Below are 15,336 nucleotides of genomic sequence, written 5' to 3'. Positions count from 1 at the left end.
CCCACATGGAAGATTTTTTTCAGCCATCAGGAGATAGACCATGACGATTCGCGTCGCAATCAACGGCTACGGCCGGATCGGCCGCAACACGCTGCGCGCCTTCTATGAAAACGGCAAGAAGCACGATATCGAAATCGTCGCCATCAACGATCTTGGCGATGCCAAGACCAACGCTCACCTGACGCAATACGACACCGCGCATGGCAAGTTCCCGGGCGAAGTCTCGGTGGACGGCGACTACCTGGTCGTCAACGGCGACAAGATCCGCGTGCTGGCTAACCGCAATCCGGCAGAACTGCCGTGGGGCGAGCTGAACGTCGACGTCGTGATGGAATGCACGGGCTTTTTCACGACCAAGGAAAAGGCTAGCGCGCACATCAAGGGCGGCGCAAAGAAGGTCATCATCTCGGCGCCGGGCGGTAAGGACGTCGACGCAACGATCGTCTACGGCGTGAACCACAACGTCCTGAAGGCATCGGACACGGTGATCTCGAACGCATCGTGCACGACCAACTGCCTGGCGCCGTTGGTGAAACCGCTGAACGACAAGATCGGGCTGGTGAACGGCCTGATGACGACGATTCACGCTTACACGAACGACCAGGTTCTGACGGACGTGTACCACGAAGACCTGCGCCGCGCGCGCTCGGCCACGCACAGCCAGATCCCGACCAAGACCGGTGCTGCCTCGGCAGTGGGTCTCGTGCTGCCGGAACTGAACGGCAAGCTGGACGGCTACGCGATCCGCGTCCCGACGATCAACGTGTCGGTCGTCGACCTGTCGTTCATCGCCGCGCGCGACACGACGGTCGAGGAAGTCAACGCGATCATGAAGGAAGCGTCGGAAGGCTCGCTGAAGGGCATCCTCGGTTACAACGACGCACCGCTGGTCTCGATCGACTTCAACCACAACCCGGCTTCGTCGACGTTCGACGCGACGCTGACCAAGGTGTCGGGCCGTCTGGTGAAGGTGTCGAGCTGGTACGACAACGAGTGGGGCTTCTCGAACCGCATGCTGGATACGGCTGTGGCGCTGGCCAACGCGAAGTAAGCTTGGTCTAGCTTCGTGTGCCTCTGCTGCTGGTCTTGGGCCGGTGGCAAGGCAACTGCAAAAAACCGCTCCTCGGAGCGGTTTTTTTACGCCTGCGGCGTCGGGAAATAGACGCCGGCGCGCTGCGCGGCGTTCGAAATATGGGTTTCGATCGCCTTGCCGGCGGCTGCGGAATCGCGTGCCTTGAGCGCATCGAGAATCGCCCGATGCTCGGTGTACGTGGACAGCACCAGTTCACGCCGGTAAAACGGCATCCGCTGGCTTTCCTTCATGATTTCCGCGGCGCTGCTCAGGATCGACTCGATCGCCGCGTTGCCGGCAATGCTCACGATGCGCATGTGGAAGTCGTAGTCGAGGCGGGCGGCTTCGTCGAGTTCATCGCAGGCGAGCGCCGTTTGCATGGCCGTGATGTTGTCTTCGAACCAGGCGAGGTCGGAATCGGTGACAGCCAGCGCCGCCATGCGCGCGATAAAGCCTTCCAGTGCGAAGCGCATCTGGTACGTATCCGGCAGCGACGACTGCGCCGCGAAGCGCCACGGTTGCGCCGCCGCGGCCTGCGCACTCTCAACATAAACGCCCTTGCCAGGACGGATCATCAGCAGACCGAGCGCTTCGAGCGTTGAGAGCGCCTCGCGCAGCGAGGCACGGCTGATCGCCAGTTCCTCGGAGAGCTGGCGCTGCGCCGGCAGCAAACTGCCCACCGGATAGACGCCCCCTTCGATCCGTTCGCGGATGGTCGCAATGGCGGCATCGGTGACGGTATGCGGAACGTTTTTCATCGTGGCTCACCTGGGTGTTTGCGGTCTGACCAGCATTGTAATACGCGTTCTGAACGCCCGTACGGGCGTCGTGACACGCGCACAATCCGGCCCCGGAACGCTGGGAAAGGAACGGGTAAACACCGTGATTAGAATCCTTGACGCCAGTATATCGGCTTCCTACTATTCGAGATAACAGAACTGGTCGGACCAGTCTGAACAGATGTGTATCGTAACCAGGAGGAAGCCGTGTTGAAATTCTTCAATTCGCTGTTTGGCCGGGTCGTCATAGCGCTGGTGGCAGGTATCGTGGTCGGCGCCGTGTTCCCGCATTTCGCCCAATCGCTGCGCCCGCTCGGCGACGGCTTTCTCAAGCTGATCAAGATGGTGATCGGTCCGATCGTCTTCTGCGTGGTGGTGAGCGGTATGGCGCATGCCGGCGATCTGCGCAAAGTCGGCCGCGTCGGCCTGAAGGCGGTGATCTACTTCGAGGTCATGACGACGATTGCGCTCGTGATCGGCGCGCTGCTGGCCTACGCCACGCGGCCCGGTGTCGGCATGAACATCAACCTGCATTCGCTCGACCCCGCTTCGCTGTCGACCTATACGGAGCACGCGAAGAGCCTCAAGGACACGGCCGGCTTTCTGCTGAAGATCATCCCCGACACGGCGATCAATGCCTTCGCGACCGGCGACATCCTGCAAATCCTCGTGTTTTCGGTGCTGTTCGGCTCCGCGCTATCGCTGTTGGGCAATAAAGCGCAGCGCGTCAGCAGCCTGATCGACGAGCTTTCGCAGGTGTTCTTTCGCGTGATGGGTTTCATCATCAAGCTCGCGCCGCTCGGCGTGCTCGGCGCGATCGCGTTCACGACCGGCACCTACGGTGTCGAGTCGCTCAAGCAACTCGGCATGCTGGTGCTGGTGTTCTACGCGAGCTGTTTCGTGTTCGTGGCGGTCGTGCTGGGCATCGTGATGCGTCTGGCCGGTTTCAGCGTCTTCAAGCTGATCCGCTATCTGCGCGAAGAGCTGTCGATCGTGCTCGGTACGGCTTCTTCAGATGCCGTGCTGCCGCAGATCATGCGCAAGCTCGAATGGATGGGCGTCAAGGATTCGACTGTCGGGCTTGTCATTCCGACGGGTTACTCCTTCAATCTCGATGGCTTCTCCATCTATCTGACGCTCGCTGTGATTTTCATCGCGCAGGCGACCAACACGCCGCTGTCCATCCATGACCTGATCGTGGTGGTGCTGGTGTCGCTGGTGACGTCGAAGGGCGCGCACGGCATTCCCGGCTCGGCCATCGTGATTCTGGCCGCGACACTGTCCGCGATTCCTGCGATCCCCGTGCTCGGCCTCGTGCTGATTCTGCCGGTCGACTGGTTCGTCGGTATTGCCCGCGCGCTGACCAACCTGATCGGCAACTGCGTGGCGACGGTGGTGGTTGCCGTGTGGGAAAACGATATCGACCGGGCGCGCGCTCATCGCGTGCTGAATGGTGACAAAGCGCTGCGCTACGTGCCCGCGGGCGAAGACGTGGGCGTCGAGTCCACTGCCGGCGAACACGTACCGGCCGTCTGACCCGCCGCGAGCACGTTGCACTGTCGCCAGATTCATTGCTATTCAATAGCGCGCCAACGCGGCGTGCGTTATGCCCCGGCGGATGCGCTGACTCCGCCGGCTCTCCCTCACTTTTCGTTGCCTGACCGAGACTATGGCCAATCCGATCCTCGACCCCAACGCACCCGCCTTCACCCGTCGCTACATGAACCTCGCCGACCCGCGTCTGGGCGCGCAGGCGCTCTACGCGAGCGATGAATTCTTCGCGCCGAAAGAACGCATGCTCGAGCCGCAGCCGGCGGTGTTCATTCCCGGTAAATACGATGACCACGGCAAATGGATGGACGGCTGGGAAACCCGCCGCAAGCGCACCACCGGCCACGACTACTGCGTGATCCGGCTCGCTCGGCCGGGCGTCGTGTACGGCGTCGATCTGGACACGAGTCACTTCACCGGCAACTTCCCGCCGGCCGCGTCGATCGACGCGTGCTACGTGGACGGCGACGTTCCGCCCGACAATGCCGACTGGCAAACACTCGTGCCGGCCACCACGTTGCAGGGCAACCAGCACCATTACATCGAAGTGAACGACGCCCGCGCCTTCACCCATCTGCGCGTGAATCTGTATCCGGACGGCGGTCTCGCGCGTCTGCGTGTGTACGGCCAGCCGAAGCGCGACTGGGAGCTCGTCGAGCGCGGCACGCTGCTGGATCTCGCCGCGATCGAAAACGGCGCATACCTTGTCGCCGCGAACAACCAGCACTTCGGGCCGGCCTCGCAGATGCTGATGCCGGGCCGCGGCGTCAATATGGGCGATGGCTGGGAAACGCGACGCCGCCGCGAGCCGGGCAACGACTGGGCGATCGTCGCGCTCGCGCGGCCGGGCGTGATTCACAAGATCGAAGTGGACACGGCGCACTTCAAGGGCAATTACCCCGATCGCTGTTCGCTTCAGGCGGCCTCGGTGACGGGCGGCACGGACGATTCGCTCGTCACGCAGGCGATGTTCTGGCCGGTGCTGCTCAGCGAACAGAAGCTGCAGATGGACCACGTGCACACATTCGCGGATGGCATCGCGTCCCTCGGGCCGGTGACGCACGTGCGTTTCAACATCTTCCCGGACGGTGGCGTGTCGCGCCTGCGCTTGTGGGGCGAGCTCGCATAACGGAGTTGCATCGATGAAGACCTTGCATGTGGAACGTCTGACGCGCGCGGCCTTCGCGCCGTTCGGCGACGTCATCGAACTGGCCGGCGCGCGCCATTTCCCGATTAACGGCGGCACGACCGAGCGCTATCACGACCTCGCGAACGTCGACGTGACGGAGAACGGCGGCCGGCCGCTGATCAATCTGTTTCGGGCGCAGCCTCGCGCGCTGCCGATCGAAATCACGATGATGGAGCGGCATCCGCTGGGCAGTCAGGCTTTCATTCCCTTAACGGCGCGCCGCTATCTGGTGGTCGTCGCGCCGGCGGGCGAGCTCGATTCGGCGCGAATGCGTGCCTTCTGGAGCGACGGCTGGCAGGGCGTGAACTACGCCAAAGGCGTTTGGCACCATCCGCTGCTTGCGCTCGATCAGGTGAGCGATTTTGTGGTGGTGGATCGTGGCGGCGAGCAGCCCAACTGCGATGAATTGTCGTTAGCCGAGCCGTGGCGGCTGCTGTTTGAGGCGAGTGTCGAGTTGGCGGAGTAGGCTGGAGTCGCAACGCGGCGGCAAAGCAACGCCGCACATGCAAAGAGGCGCTAGCCTCCCGGCGCGGCCGCAGCGCCGCACACATAAAAAAACCCGGCCGATTTTCATCGGCCGGGTTTTCTCGTTGCCCACCGAACCGCGCACCCCGACGCGGCCGGCATTGCATCAATTCAACGTTGGTGCTTACGATGCGGGCAATCCTCCTTGGTGCACGCGCCGTACAGCGCCAGCGCGTGTTCCTGCAGCTTGAAGCCGCGTTCCTTCGCGATGGATTGCTGACGGCTCTCGATTTCGGAGTCGAAAAACTCTTCGACGAGCCCGCAATCGAGGCAAACGAGGTGGTCGTGATGCGACCCTTCGTTCAATTCGAACACCGCTTTGCCCGATTCAAAATTGCTGCGCGACAGCAGGCCGGCCTGTTCGAACTGCGTCAGCACGCGATACACGGTTGCGAGGCCGATATCGAGTTCTTCGTGCAGCAGGTTGCGGTAGACGTCTTCTGCAGTCAGATGGCGCACCGCACTGTGCTGGAAAATCTCAAGGATTTTGAGGCGCGGAAGGGTCGCCTTGAGCCCGATATTCTTGAGATCGGTTGGATTGGTCATGACAAGGGATCCCTAGAGTACAATGCTGGGCTCTCATAGTAATGTGTTTTTGCCGTTCTGGTCATCTTCGATGGAATGAAACTCGCGCGGCTCGTCAGCGGGCCCGCACGGTGAGTGAAATGATTTCAAAATCTCAATTGATCTACCGGGGGAGCCGCATGCGGGGTACCTTGATCGCTGTTGCGACTGTCGCGGTTCTTGCCGGATGTTCCACCTACGACAGCCTGACGCAGCGCGTTGCCCAGAGCATTACGCCGTACCGTATTACGGTGGTGCAAGGCAATTTCGTCTCGAAAGAAGCGGCTGCACAGCTGCAGGTCGGCATGTCGCGCGCGCAGGTGAAGCAGTTGCTCGGCACGCCCTTGCTGACCGACATGTTCCACGCGGACCGCTGGGACTACGTGTTCTATTTCAAGCGCGGTTCGACTAACGTCGTGCAACAGCGCGACTTCGTGATCATATTCGCGGGCGACCGCGTCGCCAGCTGGTCGGGTGGCGACGATCTGCCTTCCAACCTCGAGTTGCTGGCGGAAATCGACGGTGACAAGCTCGGCAAGAAGAAGGCTGCCGTCCCGAACGTGGCAAGCGCGGCAACTGGCGCTAGCGCGCCGGTAGCCGCGGCGCCGGCTGCCGTGGACACCACGCCTTCGCCGTCCGTCGACGCCGCCGCAGCAGCGGCCGTGCCGTCAACGGACGCCAACGCCGAAGCCGCGCAGGCCGCGAATCGGCTGACCAACGCCGTGCAAGCGCCGTCGGGCAATAGGCAGTCGTCGGTGCGTTCTACCGCGCCGACCGCCAACGGTGGCGGGGTTCCGCCGCAAGGCCCAACGGCCGCCGGGCAGCCGCAGTTCCAGTTCCATCGTCCGCCGCCGCCGCAGGTTCCGGGTACGCAGGAAAACCCGGTGGGACCGACGGGCCCGCAAAGCAATAACGGCGGCCCGACGCATAACGCGCCGTTGACGTCTACTTCGTCCACTACGGGAACGGGCGGCTAAGCACGCTGTCCTTCTCTTGGGACGGTTAAGACGGGCGCTGCGTCGGAATGCACCGTGCGCAGCGCCCGTCAGCCTTTCTGCTGTACCGGTGCTGGCCGTTGCTGTTCCAGTAGGCGTGGCGCCGGGGCGTGCTGCCCGCCGCCGCTTTTGCCCGCGTTTGCCGGGATTTGCCGCGTTTTACCCCTTTTCGAACCCTCGTAGCCATGAAAATTGCCATTGCTGGCGCATCGGGCCGGATGGGCCGGATGCTCATCGAAACCGTCCTCAACCACCCCGAAGCTACGCTGTCCGGCGCGCTCGACCGTGCGGGCTCCCCGCAACTCGGTCAGGACGCCGGCGCGTTTCTCGGCAAACAGACGGGCGTGCTGCTGACGGACGACGTCGAGCGCGTGTTCGCCGAATCCGATTACCTGATTGACTTCACGCGGCCCGAAGGCACGCTGATGCATCTGGAAGCCGCGCAGCGCCACAACGTCAAAATGGTGATCGGCACGACCGGTTTCGATAGCGAGCAGAAAGCGCAACTGCGCGCCGCGGCGGACAAGATCGCCATCATGTTTGCGTCGAACATGAGCGTGGGCGTCAATGTCACGCTGAAGCTGCTCGAATACGCCGCGAAGCATTTCGCGACCGGCTACGACATCGAAATCATCGAGGCGCATCACCGTCACAAGGTCGACGCGCCGTCCGGCACGGCGTTGACCATGGGCGAAGTGATCGCCCATGCGCTCGGCCGCGATCTCGACGACTGCGCGGTCTATAGCCGCGAAGGCGTGACGGGCGAACGCGATCCGTCCACGATCGGCTTTTCGGCGATTCGCGGCGGCGACATTGTCGGCGACCATACGGTGCTGTTTGCCGGCATCGGTGAGCGTATCGAAATCACGCACAAATCGGCGAGCCGACTGTCGTACGCGCAAGGCGCGCTTCGTGCTGTGCGTTTCCTCGAAGGCCACGATACGGGTTTCTTCGACATGCAGGACGTGCTCGGCCTGCGTTGAGCGTGTCACGGGGCCGGTTGCGGCCCCGCTTTGCTCCCCTGAACGTCCGTTCGCGCAACGCGCAACCCTTTAAGCACTTTCCAACGGCGAGGTCAGATGGCAGGCAGCAGCGGCATCATCCATTACCTGGAAACCAGCGACGCGATCACGCATGGCGTCGCGTATGTGTTGCTGGCTATGTCGATTGCGAGCTGGTGCTTTCTGATCGTCAAAAGCTGGATCCTCACACGCGCCAGGCGTCAGGCCGTGCCGGCGATTGCGCAGTTCTGGCAGGCGTCGACCTTGTCGGACGGTGTCGCGGCAATGAGGCGCGTGGACCGGGAGCGCGTCTTCACGCCGCTCGCCGAGGCCGCGCTGCACGCGGCTGAAGTGGACATTCCCGGCGCGCTGCTCGCCCGCGTCGAGCGCGGCGAGCGGGTATTGCGGGCGCTGCGTCAGGCGCTCAACGCGTCGCAGCGGCGGCTCGAGTTCGGCCAGGTGCTGCTGGCCTCGGTGGGCAGCACGGCGCCGTTCGTCGGCCTGCTCGGCACGGTTTGGGGCATTTATCATGCGCTCGGCAGCATCGCGGCGAGCGGCCAGGCGCAGATCGAGAACGTCGCGGGACCGGTCGGCGAGGCGCTGATCATGACGGCTTTCGGCCTCGTGGTTGCGATTCCGGCGGTGCTTGCCTATAACGTGCTCGGGCGGATGGTGCGGCAGTTGTCGGAGGAACTCGACGGCTTCGCGCACGATCTGCACGTCTACGTGTGCGCGCCGGCGGATCAGCCCCGCCCCCAGCCGCAGCCTCAGCAAGCCCCCGCCCGCACCCACCAGACGCACCGCTGAGACTGGAAGACGGAAGGAGGCGACATGGCATTCGGCGGACTCGAGAAAAAGCAGACGGCCGCGCCGATGGCCGAGATCAACATGACGCCGTTAATCGACGTGATGCTCGTGCTGCTGGTGATTTTTATCATTACCGCGCCTTTGTTCACGCACGCGATCCGGCTCGATTTGCCCAAAGTCGCGGCAGCGCCCGCGCGGCAAACGCCGCAAACCATTTCTCTTTCAATCGACGCCGCCGGCAAGCTGTACTGGAACGGCAATGTCATCACGCTGCAGCAGATGCGTGCGCGATTCGTGGAAGCGGGCAAGGCAGGGCAGGCCGACCAGCCGGAGATCCAGTTGCGCGCCGAGCGCTCCACGCGCTATGAGGTGATCGCGCAGGTGATGGGCGCAGCGCAACAGGCCGGGCTCGAGCGGATCGGTTTCGTGACGGACCCGCCGCCGCCCGCGGCAAGCAAATAGCAACGCTCGCATCGTGTCACCGGGCACGAGCCAGTTGGGTCGCCGTTACTGCTGCCGTTACCGTTACCGCACCGAGCCAGACGGTAACGTCACCGCATCGGCCCCGCTCCGGCTCAACCCTGCCGCCCCCGCGCACCGCGCACCGCGGCGCACCCGTCCGCGAACGGTATAATCAGCCCTTTCCCCTGCAGAAGGGGAAACGACGCCATTTCATCCAGCAGAGCACCAGGCCCGGTGCGAAAGCACCGAACCCAGCGATCCCATCACACCATGCACGAAAAATACGTTCCCTCCGACGTCGAAGCCGCTGCGCAAGGGCAATGGCGCGCCATCGACGCGTACAAGACGTCGGAAACCACAGATAAGCCCAAGTTCTATTGCGTCTCGATGCTGCCGTACCCGTCGGGCAAGCTGCACATGGGGCACGTGCGCAACTACACGATCAACGACGTGATGTACCGCTATCTGCGGATGAACGGCTACAACGTGCTGATGCCGATGGGTTGGGACGCGTTCGGCATGCCGGCGGAAAACGCCGCGATGGCGAACAACGTGCCGCCGGCGCAGTGGACCTACGACAACATCGCTTACATGAAGAAGCAGATGCAGTCGATGGGCCTCGCGATCGACTGGTCGCGCGAAGTCGCAACCTGCAGCCCCGATTACTACAAGTGGAACCAGTGGCTGTTCCTGAAGATGCTCGAAAAGGGCATCGCGTACAAGAAAACCGGCACCGTCAACTGGGACCCGATCGATCAGACCGTGCTCGCCAACGAGCAGGTGATCGACGGCCGCGGCTGGCGTTCGGGCGCGCTGATCGAAAAGCGCGAAATCCCGATGTACTACATGCGCATCACGCAGTACGCGGATGAGCTGCTGAACGACCTCGAAGGCCTCGGCTGGCCCGAGCGCGTCAAGATCATGCAGCAGAACTGGATCGGCAAGAGCTTCGGCGTGAACTTTGGCTTCCCGTATGAAATCGACGGCGAACAGAAGCTGCTGCGTGTGTTCACCACGCGTGCCGACACGATCATGGGCGTGACTTTCTGCGCGATCGCCGCCGAGCATCCGCTTGCCACGCGTCTCGCCAAAGACAAGCCGGAACTGCAAGCCTTCATCGAGGAATGCAAGCGCGGCGGTGTGGCTGAAGCCGATGTCGCGACGATGGAAAAGAAGGGCATGGGCACCGGCTTCTACGTCACGCATCCGCTGACGCAGGAACAGGTCGAAGTATGGATCGGCAACTACGTGCTGATGAGCTACGGCGAAGGCGCCGTGATGGGCGTGCCCGCGCACGACGAACGCGACTTCGCGTTCGTGAAGAAATACGGTCTGCCGATCAGGCAGGTGGTGGCGATTGAGGGTAAGGAATTCTCCACCGAAGCCTGGCAGGAATGGTACGGCGAGAAGGAAGGCGGCGTCTGCATCAACAGCGGCAAGTACGACGGCCTGAACTACACGCAGGCGGTCGACGCGATCGCCGCCGATCTGAAAGAACTCGGCCTCGGCGACAAGCAGATCACGTGGCGTCTGCGTGACTGGGGCGTGTCGCGCCAGCGGTACTGGGGCACGCCGATCCCGATCATCCACTGCCCGACCTGCGGCGACGTGCCGGTGCCGGAAAAAGATCTGCCGGTGGTGCTGCCGGAAGACCTCGTGCCGGACGGCACGGGCAATCCGCTCGCGAAGTCTGAAGCGTTTGTGAACTGCACCTGCCCGACCTGCGGCGGCGCGGCCAAGCGCGAAACCGACACGATGGACACCTTCGTCGATTCGTCCTGGTACTTCTACCGGTACGCGGCGCCGGACGCGAAGACCATGGTCGACGAGCGCACCGATTACTGGGCGCCGATGGATCAGTACATTGGCGGCATCGAGCACGCGATTCTTCACCTGCTGTACTCGCGTTTCTGGGCGAAGGTGATGCGCGACATGGGTCTGGTCAACTTCGGCGAGCCGGCCAAGAACCTGCTGACGCAGGGCATGGTGCTCAACGAAACCTATTACCGCGAAAACGAAGCGGGTAAGAAGACCTGGTACAACCCGGCCGACGTCACCGTCTCGTTCGACGACAAAGGCCGCCCCGTCGGCGCCGTGCTGAACTCGGACGGCCAGCCGGTGGTGCTTGGCGGCGTCGAGAAGATGTCGAAGTCGAAGAACAACGGCGTCGATCCGCAATTGCTGATCGATCAACACGGCGCGGACACCGCGCGTCTGTTCGTGATGTTTGCCGCACCGCCCGAGCAGCAGCTCGAATGGTCCGGTTCGGGCGTGGAAGGCGCGAGCCGCTTCCTGCGCCGCGTGTGGAGCTTTGGTCACGCGAACGAAGCTGCGCTGCGCGCCGGCGGTAAGTTCGACGCCGCGCAACTTGGCGAAGTCGACAAGGTGCTGCGCCGCGAGATCTACAGCGTGCTGAAGCAGGCCGACTTCGACTATCAGCGTTTGCAGTACAACACGGTGGTGTCGGCGGCGATGAAGATGCTCAACGCGCTCGACAGCGCGAAGGGCGCGCAACCGGCAGTGCTGCGCGAGACGTACAGCGTGATGCTGCGCGTGCTGTACCCGGTCGTGCCGCATCAGACGTTCCAGTTGTGGCAGGAACTGGGTTACGCCGACGAATTCGGCTCGCTGCTCGACGCAGCATGGCCGAAGGTCGACGAGCAGGCGCTCGAACAGGCCGAAATCGAGCTCGTGCTGCAGGTGAACGGCAAGGTGCGCGGCGCGCTCACGGTGGCGAAAGACGCGACGCGTGAAGCGATCGAACAGCTCGCCGCTGCGCATGAGGCGGTCGAGAAGTTCAGCGAAGGCAAGGCACCGAAGAAGATCGTCGTGGTGCCGGGCCGTCTCGTGAACGTGGTCGTTTGACAGCCCACCGAAACATGACAGCAGGCAGGACGCCGTCGCGCATGGCGGCGCTTGTCTCTCGCCGCGGAATTTACTGCGAACCAGGAGCCAACGTGACTCGCAGATCGTTATTGACGCTGGTGTGCAGCGTGCTGATGTTGTCCGCCTGTGGCTTCCAGCTGCGCGGCCAGCAGGACTACGCATTCAAACGACTCTATATCTCCGGCGGTTCGGCAGCGGCCGGCGCGCGGCTGACCCGCCTCGTGCAGGGCGGCAGCGACACGGTTGTGGTCACTTCCGTAGCGAATGCGGACGCAACGTTGCAGATCACCGAAGGCCGCGGTGTCAGTACGCTTACGCTGAACTCGCTGGGTGTCGTCGAAGAATATGCAATGAATCTCTCGATGACCTATACGCTGGTTGGCAAGGACGGTACGGTGCTGATTCCGGCGAGCGTGATCGCGCTGAACCGCGCGATGACCTACAGCGACCAGTTCTCGCAGGCCAAGGCTGCGGAAGCCGACCTTCTGTTCGCGGACATGGAAAACGACGCGATCGACCAGCTGACGCGCCGTCTGTCGCTGGTGCGCTCGCTGCATCCGGGGCCGGGTCAGCAGGTGCCGTCGGTTGCGCCGCGCGCGCCGTTGCCGCCGCCGCCGCTGTGAGCGTCGCGCTGTGTCGTCGTTTTTGTTTGCAGCACTTGCTCATGCATTCGCTTATGCACTCGTTTAACCTCGCCGATCGGTAGCCATGCAACTGCGACTTGACGCGCTCGAAGCGCATCTCGCGAAGGGACTCGCCGGACTGTACGTCGTGTACGGCGACGAGCACCTGCTCGCGCAGGAAGCGTGCGACCGGATTCGGGCGACGGCGCGTGCAGCCGGTTTTACCGACCGCTCGGTGTTCACCGTCGAGCGTGGTTTCGACTGGAGTTCGCTGCTTGGCGCGAGTCAGTCGATGTCGCTGTTCGGCGATCGTCAACTGGTCGAATTGCGCGTTCCGTCCGGCAAGCCCGGCAAGGAAGGCGCGGAGACGTTGAAGGCGCTGGCCGCCGCCGTGAATGACGACGTGCTGACGATGATCACGCTGCCGAGGCTCGATGCGGCCACGCAAAAATCGGCATGGTTCACCGCGCTGTCCGATGCCGGCGTCGCGTTGAAGATCGATCCGGTCGAGCGCGCGCAGTTGCCGAATTGGGTTGGTCAACGGCTCGCGGTTCAAGGCCAGCGGGTTGTTGCCGGTGAAGAAGGGCGCCGCGCGCTGGCGTTCATCGCCGAACGTGTTGAAGGCAACCTGCTGGCGGCGCATCAGGAAATCCAGAAGCTCGGGCTGCTTTATCCGGCTGGTTCGCTGAGCTTCGAACAGATTCAGGACGCTGTGCTGAACGTCGCCCGTTATGACGTTTTCAAGCTGAACGAGGCGATGCTGGCGGGCGATGTCGGTCGCTTGTCACGCATGCTCGACGGCCTGCGCGGCGAGGGTGAGGCAGCGGTGCTTGTGCTGTGGGCGGTGGTTGAAGAAGTGCGGACGCTATTGCGGATCAAGCGCGGCGTGGCGGCGGGCAAGCCGCTCGCGATGCTGGTGCGCGAGAACCGTGTGTGGGGGCCGCGTGAGCGGCTGATCGGGCCGGCGCTGTCGCGTGTCACGGAAAGCGCGCTTGAAAAGGCGCTCGCTTTGGCGGCGCGGCTGGATCGGCAGGTGAAGGGATTGTCCGGCGGCACGCCGGGCAATCATCGCAACGATCCGCCGCCCGATCCGTGGGCCGGCTTGTTCGAACTGGCGATGACGGTGGCGTCGCCGGCAAAGGCGGCGCCCGTGCCGCCGCCGCGACCTCGCTCTGCGGTGGCCGCACCAGCACGAAGGCCAGTCTGATCTGGACTATCGGCGCAGCTGAAGTCGCTGATGAGGTTGACAGGTTGACGAGGGGCCGGCGAGGTTTTCCCAACTAGCAGCAGGCATCCAGACGCGTCACAGTCTATGTCGGCGCAGTACCAGGTCCCGCAGCGTCGACGTTGGTGGCGCAAAGGATTTCACCTCAGCCACTCCGGCCACCGCGTCAAGCAAAGCTCCGCCACCCGACTTACAATCGTTTGATCTATCGCTAATTTTGCCTGTCCGCCGCACCTCGACGTGCGCGGCGCTATGAGAATCACCATGGATATCGACCAGTACATGACCGACCTCGGCCGCCGCGCCCGCCACGCATCGCGTGCGATGGCGCGGGCGTCGACGGCGGCGAAGAACGCCGCGCTTGCGGCCGTCGCTCAGGCAATCGAACGCGATGCTGCGTTGCTCAAGGATGCCAATGCGCGCGACGTCGCGCGTGCACGCGAGAAAGGGCTCGACGCTGCGTTCATCGACCGTTTGACGCTGTCGGACAAGGCGCTGGGGACGATGGTCGAAGGCTTGCGGCAAGTCGCCGCGCTGGCCGATCCGATTGGCGAGATCAGCAATCTGAAGTATCGGCCGAGCGGCATTCAGGTCGGTCAGATGCGCGTGCCGCTCGGTGTGATCGGCATCATCTACGAATCGCGTCCGAACGTGACGATCGACGCGGCCGCGCTGTGTTTGAAGTCGGGCAATGCGACGATCCTGCGCGGCGGGTCGGAAGCGCTGGAGTGCAATACGGCGCTGGCCAAGCTGATCGGCGAAGGGCTGGAAGCCGCCGGCTTGCCGCAGGACGCAGTGCAAGTTGTGGCCACGTCGGACCGCGCCGCGGTCGGCAAGCTGATCACGATGACCGAATACGTCGACGTTATCGTGCCGCGTGGCGGCAAGAGCCTGATCGAGCGGCTGATGAACGACGCGCGCGTGCCGATGATCAAGCATCTCGACGGCATCTGCCACGTATATGTCGACGATCGCGCGGATGTGGCGAAGGCGTTGACCGTCTGCGATAACGCCAAGACGCACCGCTACGGCACCTGCAACACGATGGAAACGCTGCTGGTAGCGCGTGGCATTGCGGCTGAAGTGCTACCGCCTTTGGGCAAGCTGTATCGCGACAAGGAAGTCGAGTTGCGCGTGGACGCGGCAGCGCGCGCGGTGTTGTCGGATGCGGGCGTGGGCCCGCTCGTCGAGGCCACCGAAGAAGACTGGCGCACCGAATATCTCGCGCCGGTGCTGGCGATCAAGGTGGTGGACGACCTCGATGCGGCCATTGACCATATCAACACCTACAGCTCGCAGCACACCGACGCGATCGTCACCGAAGACCATGACCGCGCGATGCGTTTCCTGCGCGAAGTCGACTCGGCGAGCGTGATGGTCAATGCGTCGACGCGCTTTGCCGATGGCTTTGAATTCGGTTTGGGTGCGGAGATCGGCATCTCGAACGACAAGCTGCATGCGCGTGGGCCGGTGGGGCTGGAAGGGCTGACGTCGCTGAAATACATTGTGCTGGGGCATGGCGAGGGCCGGCAATAACGTGGTTCGTTGCCGACGCACTGTCGACGCGCTGCCGCCATCTCTCGGACGGACCCAGGCTTTCCCTTCAGCGCCCTGGTGGCCCCTGTTCATTTCCACGCTGACAAGCAGTACGAGGACC

14 protein-coding genes are annotated in these 15,336 nt (G+C 63.3%); 12 read left to right on the top strand and 2 right to left on the bottom strand.

Features of this window, described 5'->3' with window-relative positions; translation table 11 throughout:
• Positions 1-40: 40 nt before the first annotated feature.
• The gene (gene gap, locus P3T22_RS15050) at positions 41-1,051 is read left to right on the top strand and encodes a type I glyceraldehyde-3-phosphate dehydrogenase (protein ID WP_063497349.1); all 1,011 of its coding nucleotides are present in this window, start codon (positions 41-43) and stop codon (positions 1,049-1,051) included.
• Positions 1,052-1,137: 86 nt separating this feature from the next.
• Here gap and P3T22_RS15045 read toward each other — a convergent pair whose 3' ends face one another.
• Positions 1,138-1,830 carry a FadR/GntR family transcriptional regulator gene (locus P3T22_RS15045; RefSeq protein ID WP_063497348.1) on the bottom strand — a complete coding sequence of 231 codons (693 nt, stop codon included), beginning with the start codon at positions 1,828-1,830 and terminating at the stop codon, positions 1,138-1,140.
• Positions 1,831-2,058: 228 nt separating this feature from the next.
• On the opposite strand from P3T22_RS15045, the gene P3T22_RS15040 reads away from it, so the two are divergent.
• From P3T22_RS15040 to P3T22_RS15030, 3 genes are all read left to right on the top strand, one after another.
• The gene (locus P3T22_RS15040; protein ID WP_063497347.1) at positions 2,059-3,387 is read left to right on the top strand and encodes a C4-dicarboxylate transporter DctA; all 1,329 of its coding nucleotides are present in this window, start codon (positions 2,059-2,061) and stop codon (positions 3,385-3,387) included.
• A 133-nt stretch (positions 3,388-3,520) separates the two neighbouring features.
• Positions 3,521-4,531, top strand: a complete 1,011-nt coding sequence (gene alc / locus P3T22_RS15035) for an allantoicase (protein WP_429325347.1) — start codon at positions 3,521-3,523, stop codon at positions 4,529-4,531.
• A 13-nt stretch (positions 4,532-4,544) separates the two neighbouring features.
• Positions 4,545-5,057 carry an ureidoglycolate lyase gene (locus P3T22_RS15030; RefSeq protein WP_063497345.1) on the top strand — a complete coding sequence of 171 codons (513 nt, stop codon included), beginning with the start codon at positions 4,545-4,547 and terminating at the stop codon, positions 5,055-5,057.
• A gap of 170 nt (positions 5,058-5,227) precedes the next feature.
• On the opposite strand, the gene fur is transcribed toward P3T22_RS15030, so the two are convergent.
• Complete coding sequence (fur, locus tag P3T22_RS15025; RefSeq protein ID WP_063497344.1) at positions 5,228-5,662, bottom strand: ferric iron uptake transcriptional regulator; 435 nt, start codon at positions 5,660-5,662, stop codon at positions 5,228-5,230.
• A 158-nt stretch (positions 5,663-5,820) separates the two neighbouring features.
• Here fur and bamE point away from each other — a divergent pair, with 158 nt between their 5' ends.
• From bamE to P3T22_RS14985, 8 genes are all read left to right on the top strand, one after another.
• A complete protein-coding gene (gene bamE, locus P3T22_RS15020; RefSeq protein WP_063497343.1) occupies positions 5,821-6,657 on the top strand; it encodes an outer membrane protein assembly factor BamE domain-containing protein in 837 nt (278 codons plus the stop codon).
• Between the two features lie 203 nt (positions 6,658-6,860).
• On the top strand, positions 6,861-7,658 hold the full coding sequence (dapB, locus tag P3T22_RS15015; protein ID WP_429325346.1) for a 4-hydroxy-tetrahydrodipicolinate reductase: 798 nt from the start codon (positions 6,861-6,863) through the stop codon (positions 7,656-7,658).
• A 96-nt stretch (positions 7,659-7,754) separates the two neighbouring features.
• The gene (locus P3T22_RS15010; protein WP_429325345.1) at positions 7,755-8,483 is read left to right on the top strand and encodes a MotA/TolQ/ExbB proton channel family protein; all 729 of its coding nucleotides are present in this window, start codon (positions 7,755-7,757) and stop codon (positions 8,481-8,483) included.
• 24 nt (positions 8,484-8,507) lie between these two features.
• Positions 8,508-8,945: an ExbD/TolR family protein gene (locus P3T22_RS15005; protein WP_429325344.1), complete on the top strand. Its 438-nt coding sequence runs from the start codon at positions 8,508-8,510 to the stop codon at positions 8,943-8,945.
• Positions 8,946-9,215: 270 nt separating this feature from the next.
• Complete coding sequence (gene leuS / locus P3T22_RS15000; protein WP_429325343.1) at positions 9,216-11,810, top strand: leucine--tRNA ligase; 2,595 nt, start codon at positions 9,216-9,218, stop codon at positions 11,808-11,810.
• Between the two features lie 92 nt (positions 11,811-11,902).
• On the top strand, positions 11,903-12,454 hold the full coding sequence (gene lptE / locus P3T22_RS14995; protein WP_063497338.1) for an LPS assembly lipoprotein LptE: 552 nt from the start codon (positions 11,903-11,905) through the stop codon (positions 12,452-12,454).
• An 85-nt stretch (positions 12,455-12,539) separates the two neighbouring features.
• The gene (holA, locus tag P3T22_RS14990) at positions 12,540-13,661 is read left to right on the top strand and encodes a DNA polymerase III subunit delta (RefSeq protein ID WP_429325342.1); all 1,122 of its coding nucleotides are present in this window, start codon (positions 12,540-12,542) and stop codon (positions 13,659-13,661) included.
• A gap of 282 nt (positions 13,662-13,943) precedes the next feature.
• On the top strand, positions 13,944-15,215 hold the full coding sequence (locus P3T22_RS14985) for a glutamate-5-semialdehyde dehydrogenase (protein ID WP_429325341.1): 1,272 nt from the start codon (positions 13,944-13,946) through the stop codon (positions 15,213-15,215).
• Positions 15,216-15,336: the final 121 nt, after the last annotated feature.

Source organism: Paraburkholderia sp. GAS348, from assembly GCF_050434205.1.
Taxonomy (GTDB): domain Bacteria; phylum Pseudomonadota; class Gammaproteobacteria; order Burkholderiales; family Burkholderiaceae; genus Paraburkholderia.
This window is presented reverse-complemented; position numbering and strand designations above follow the sequence as displayed.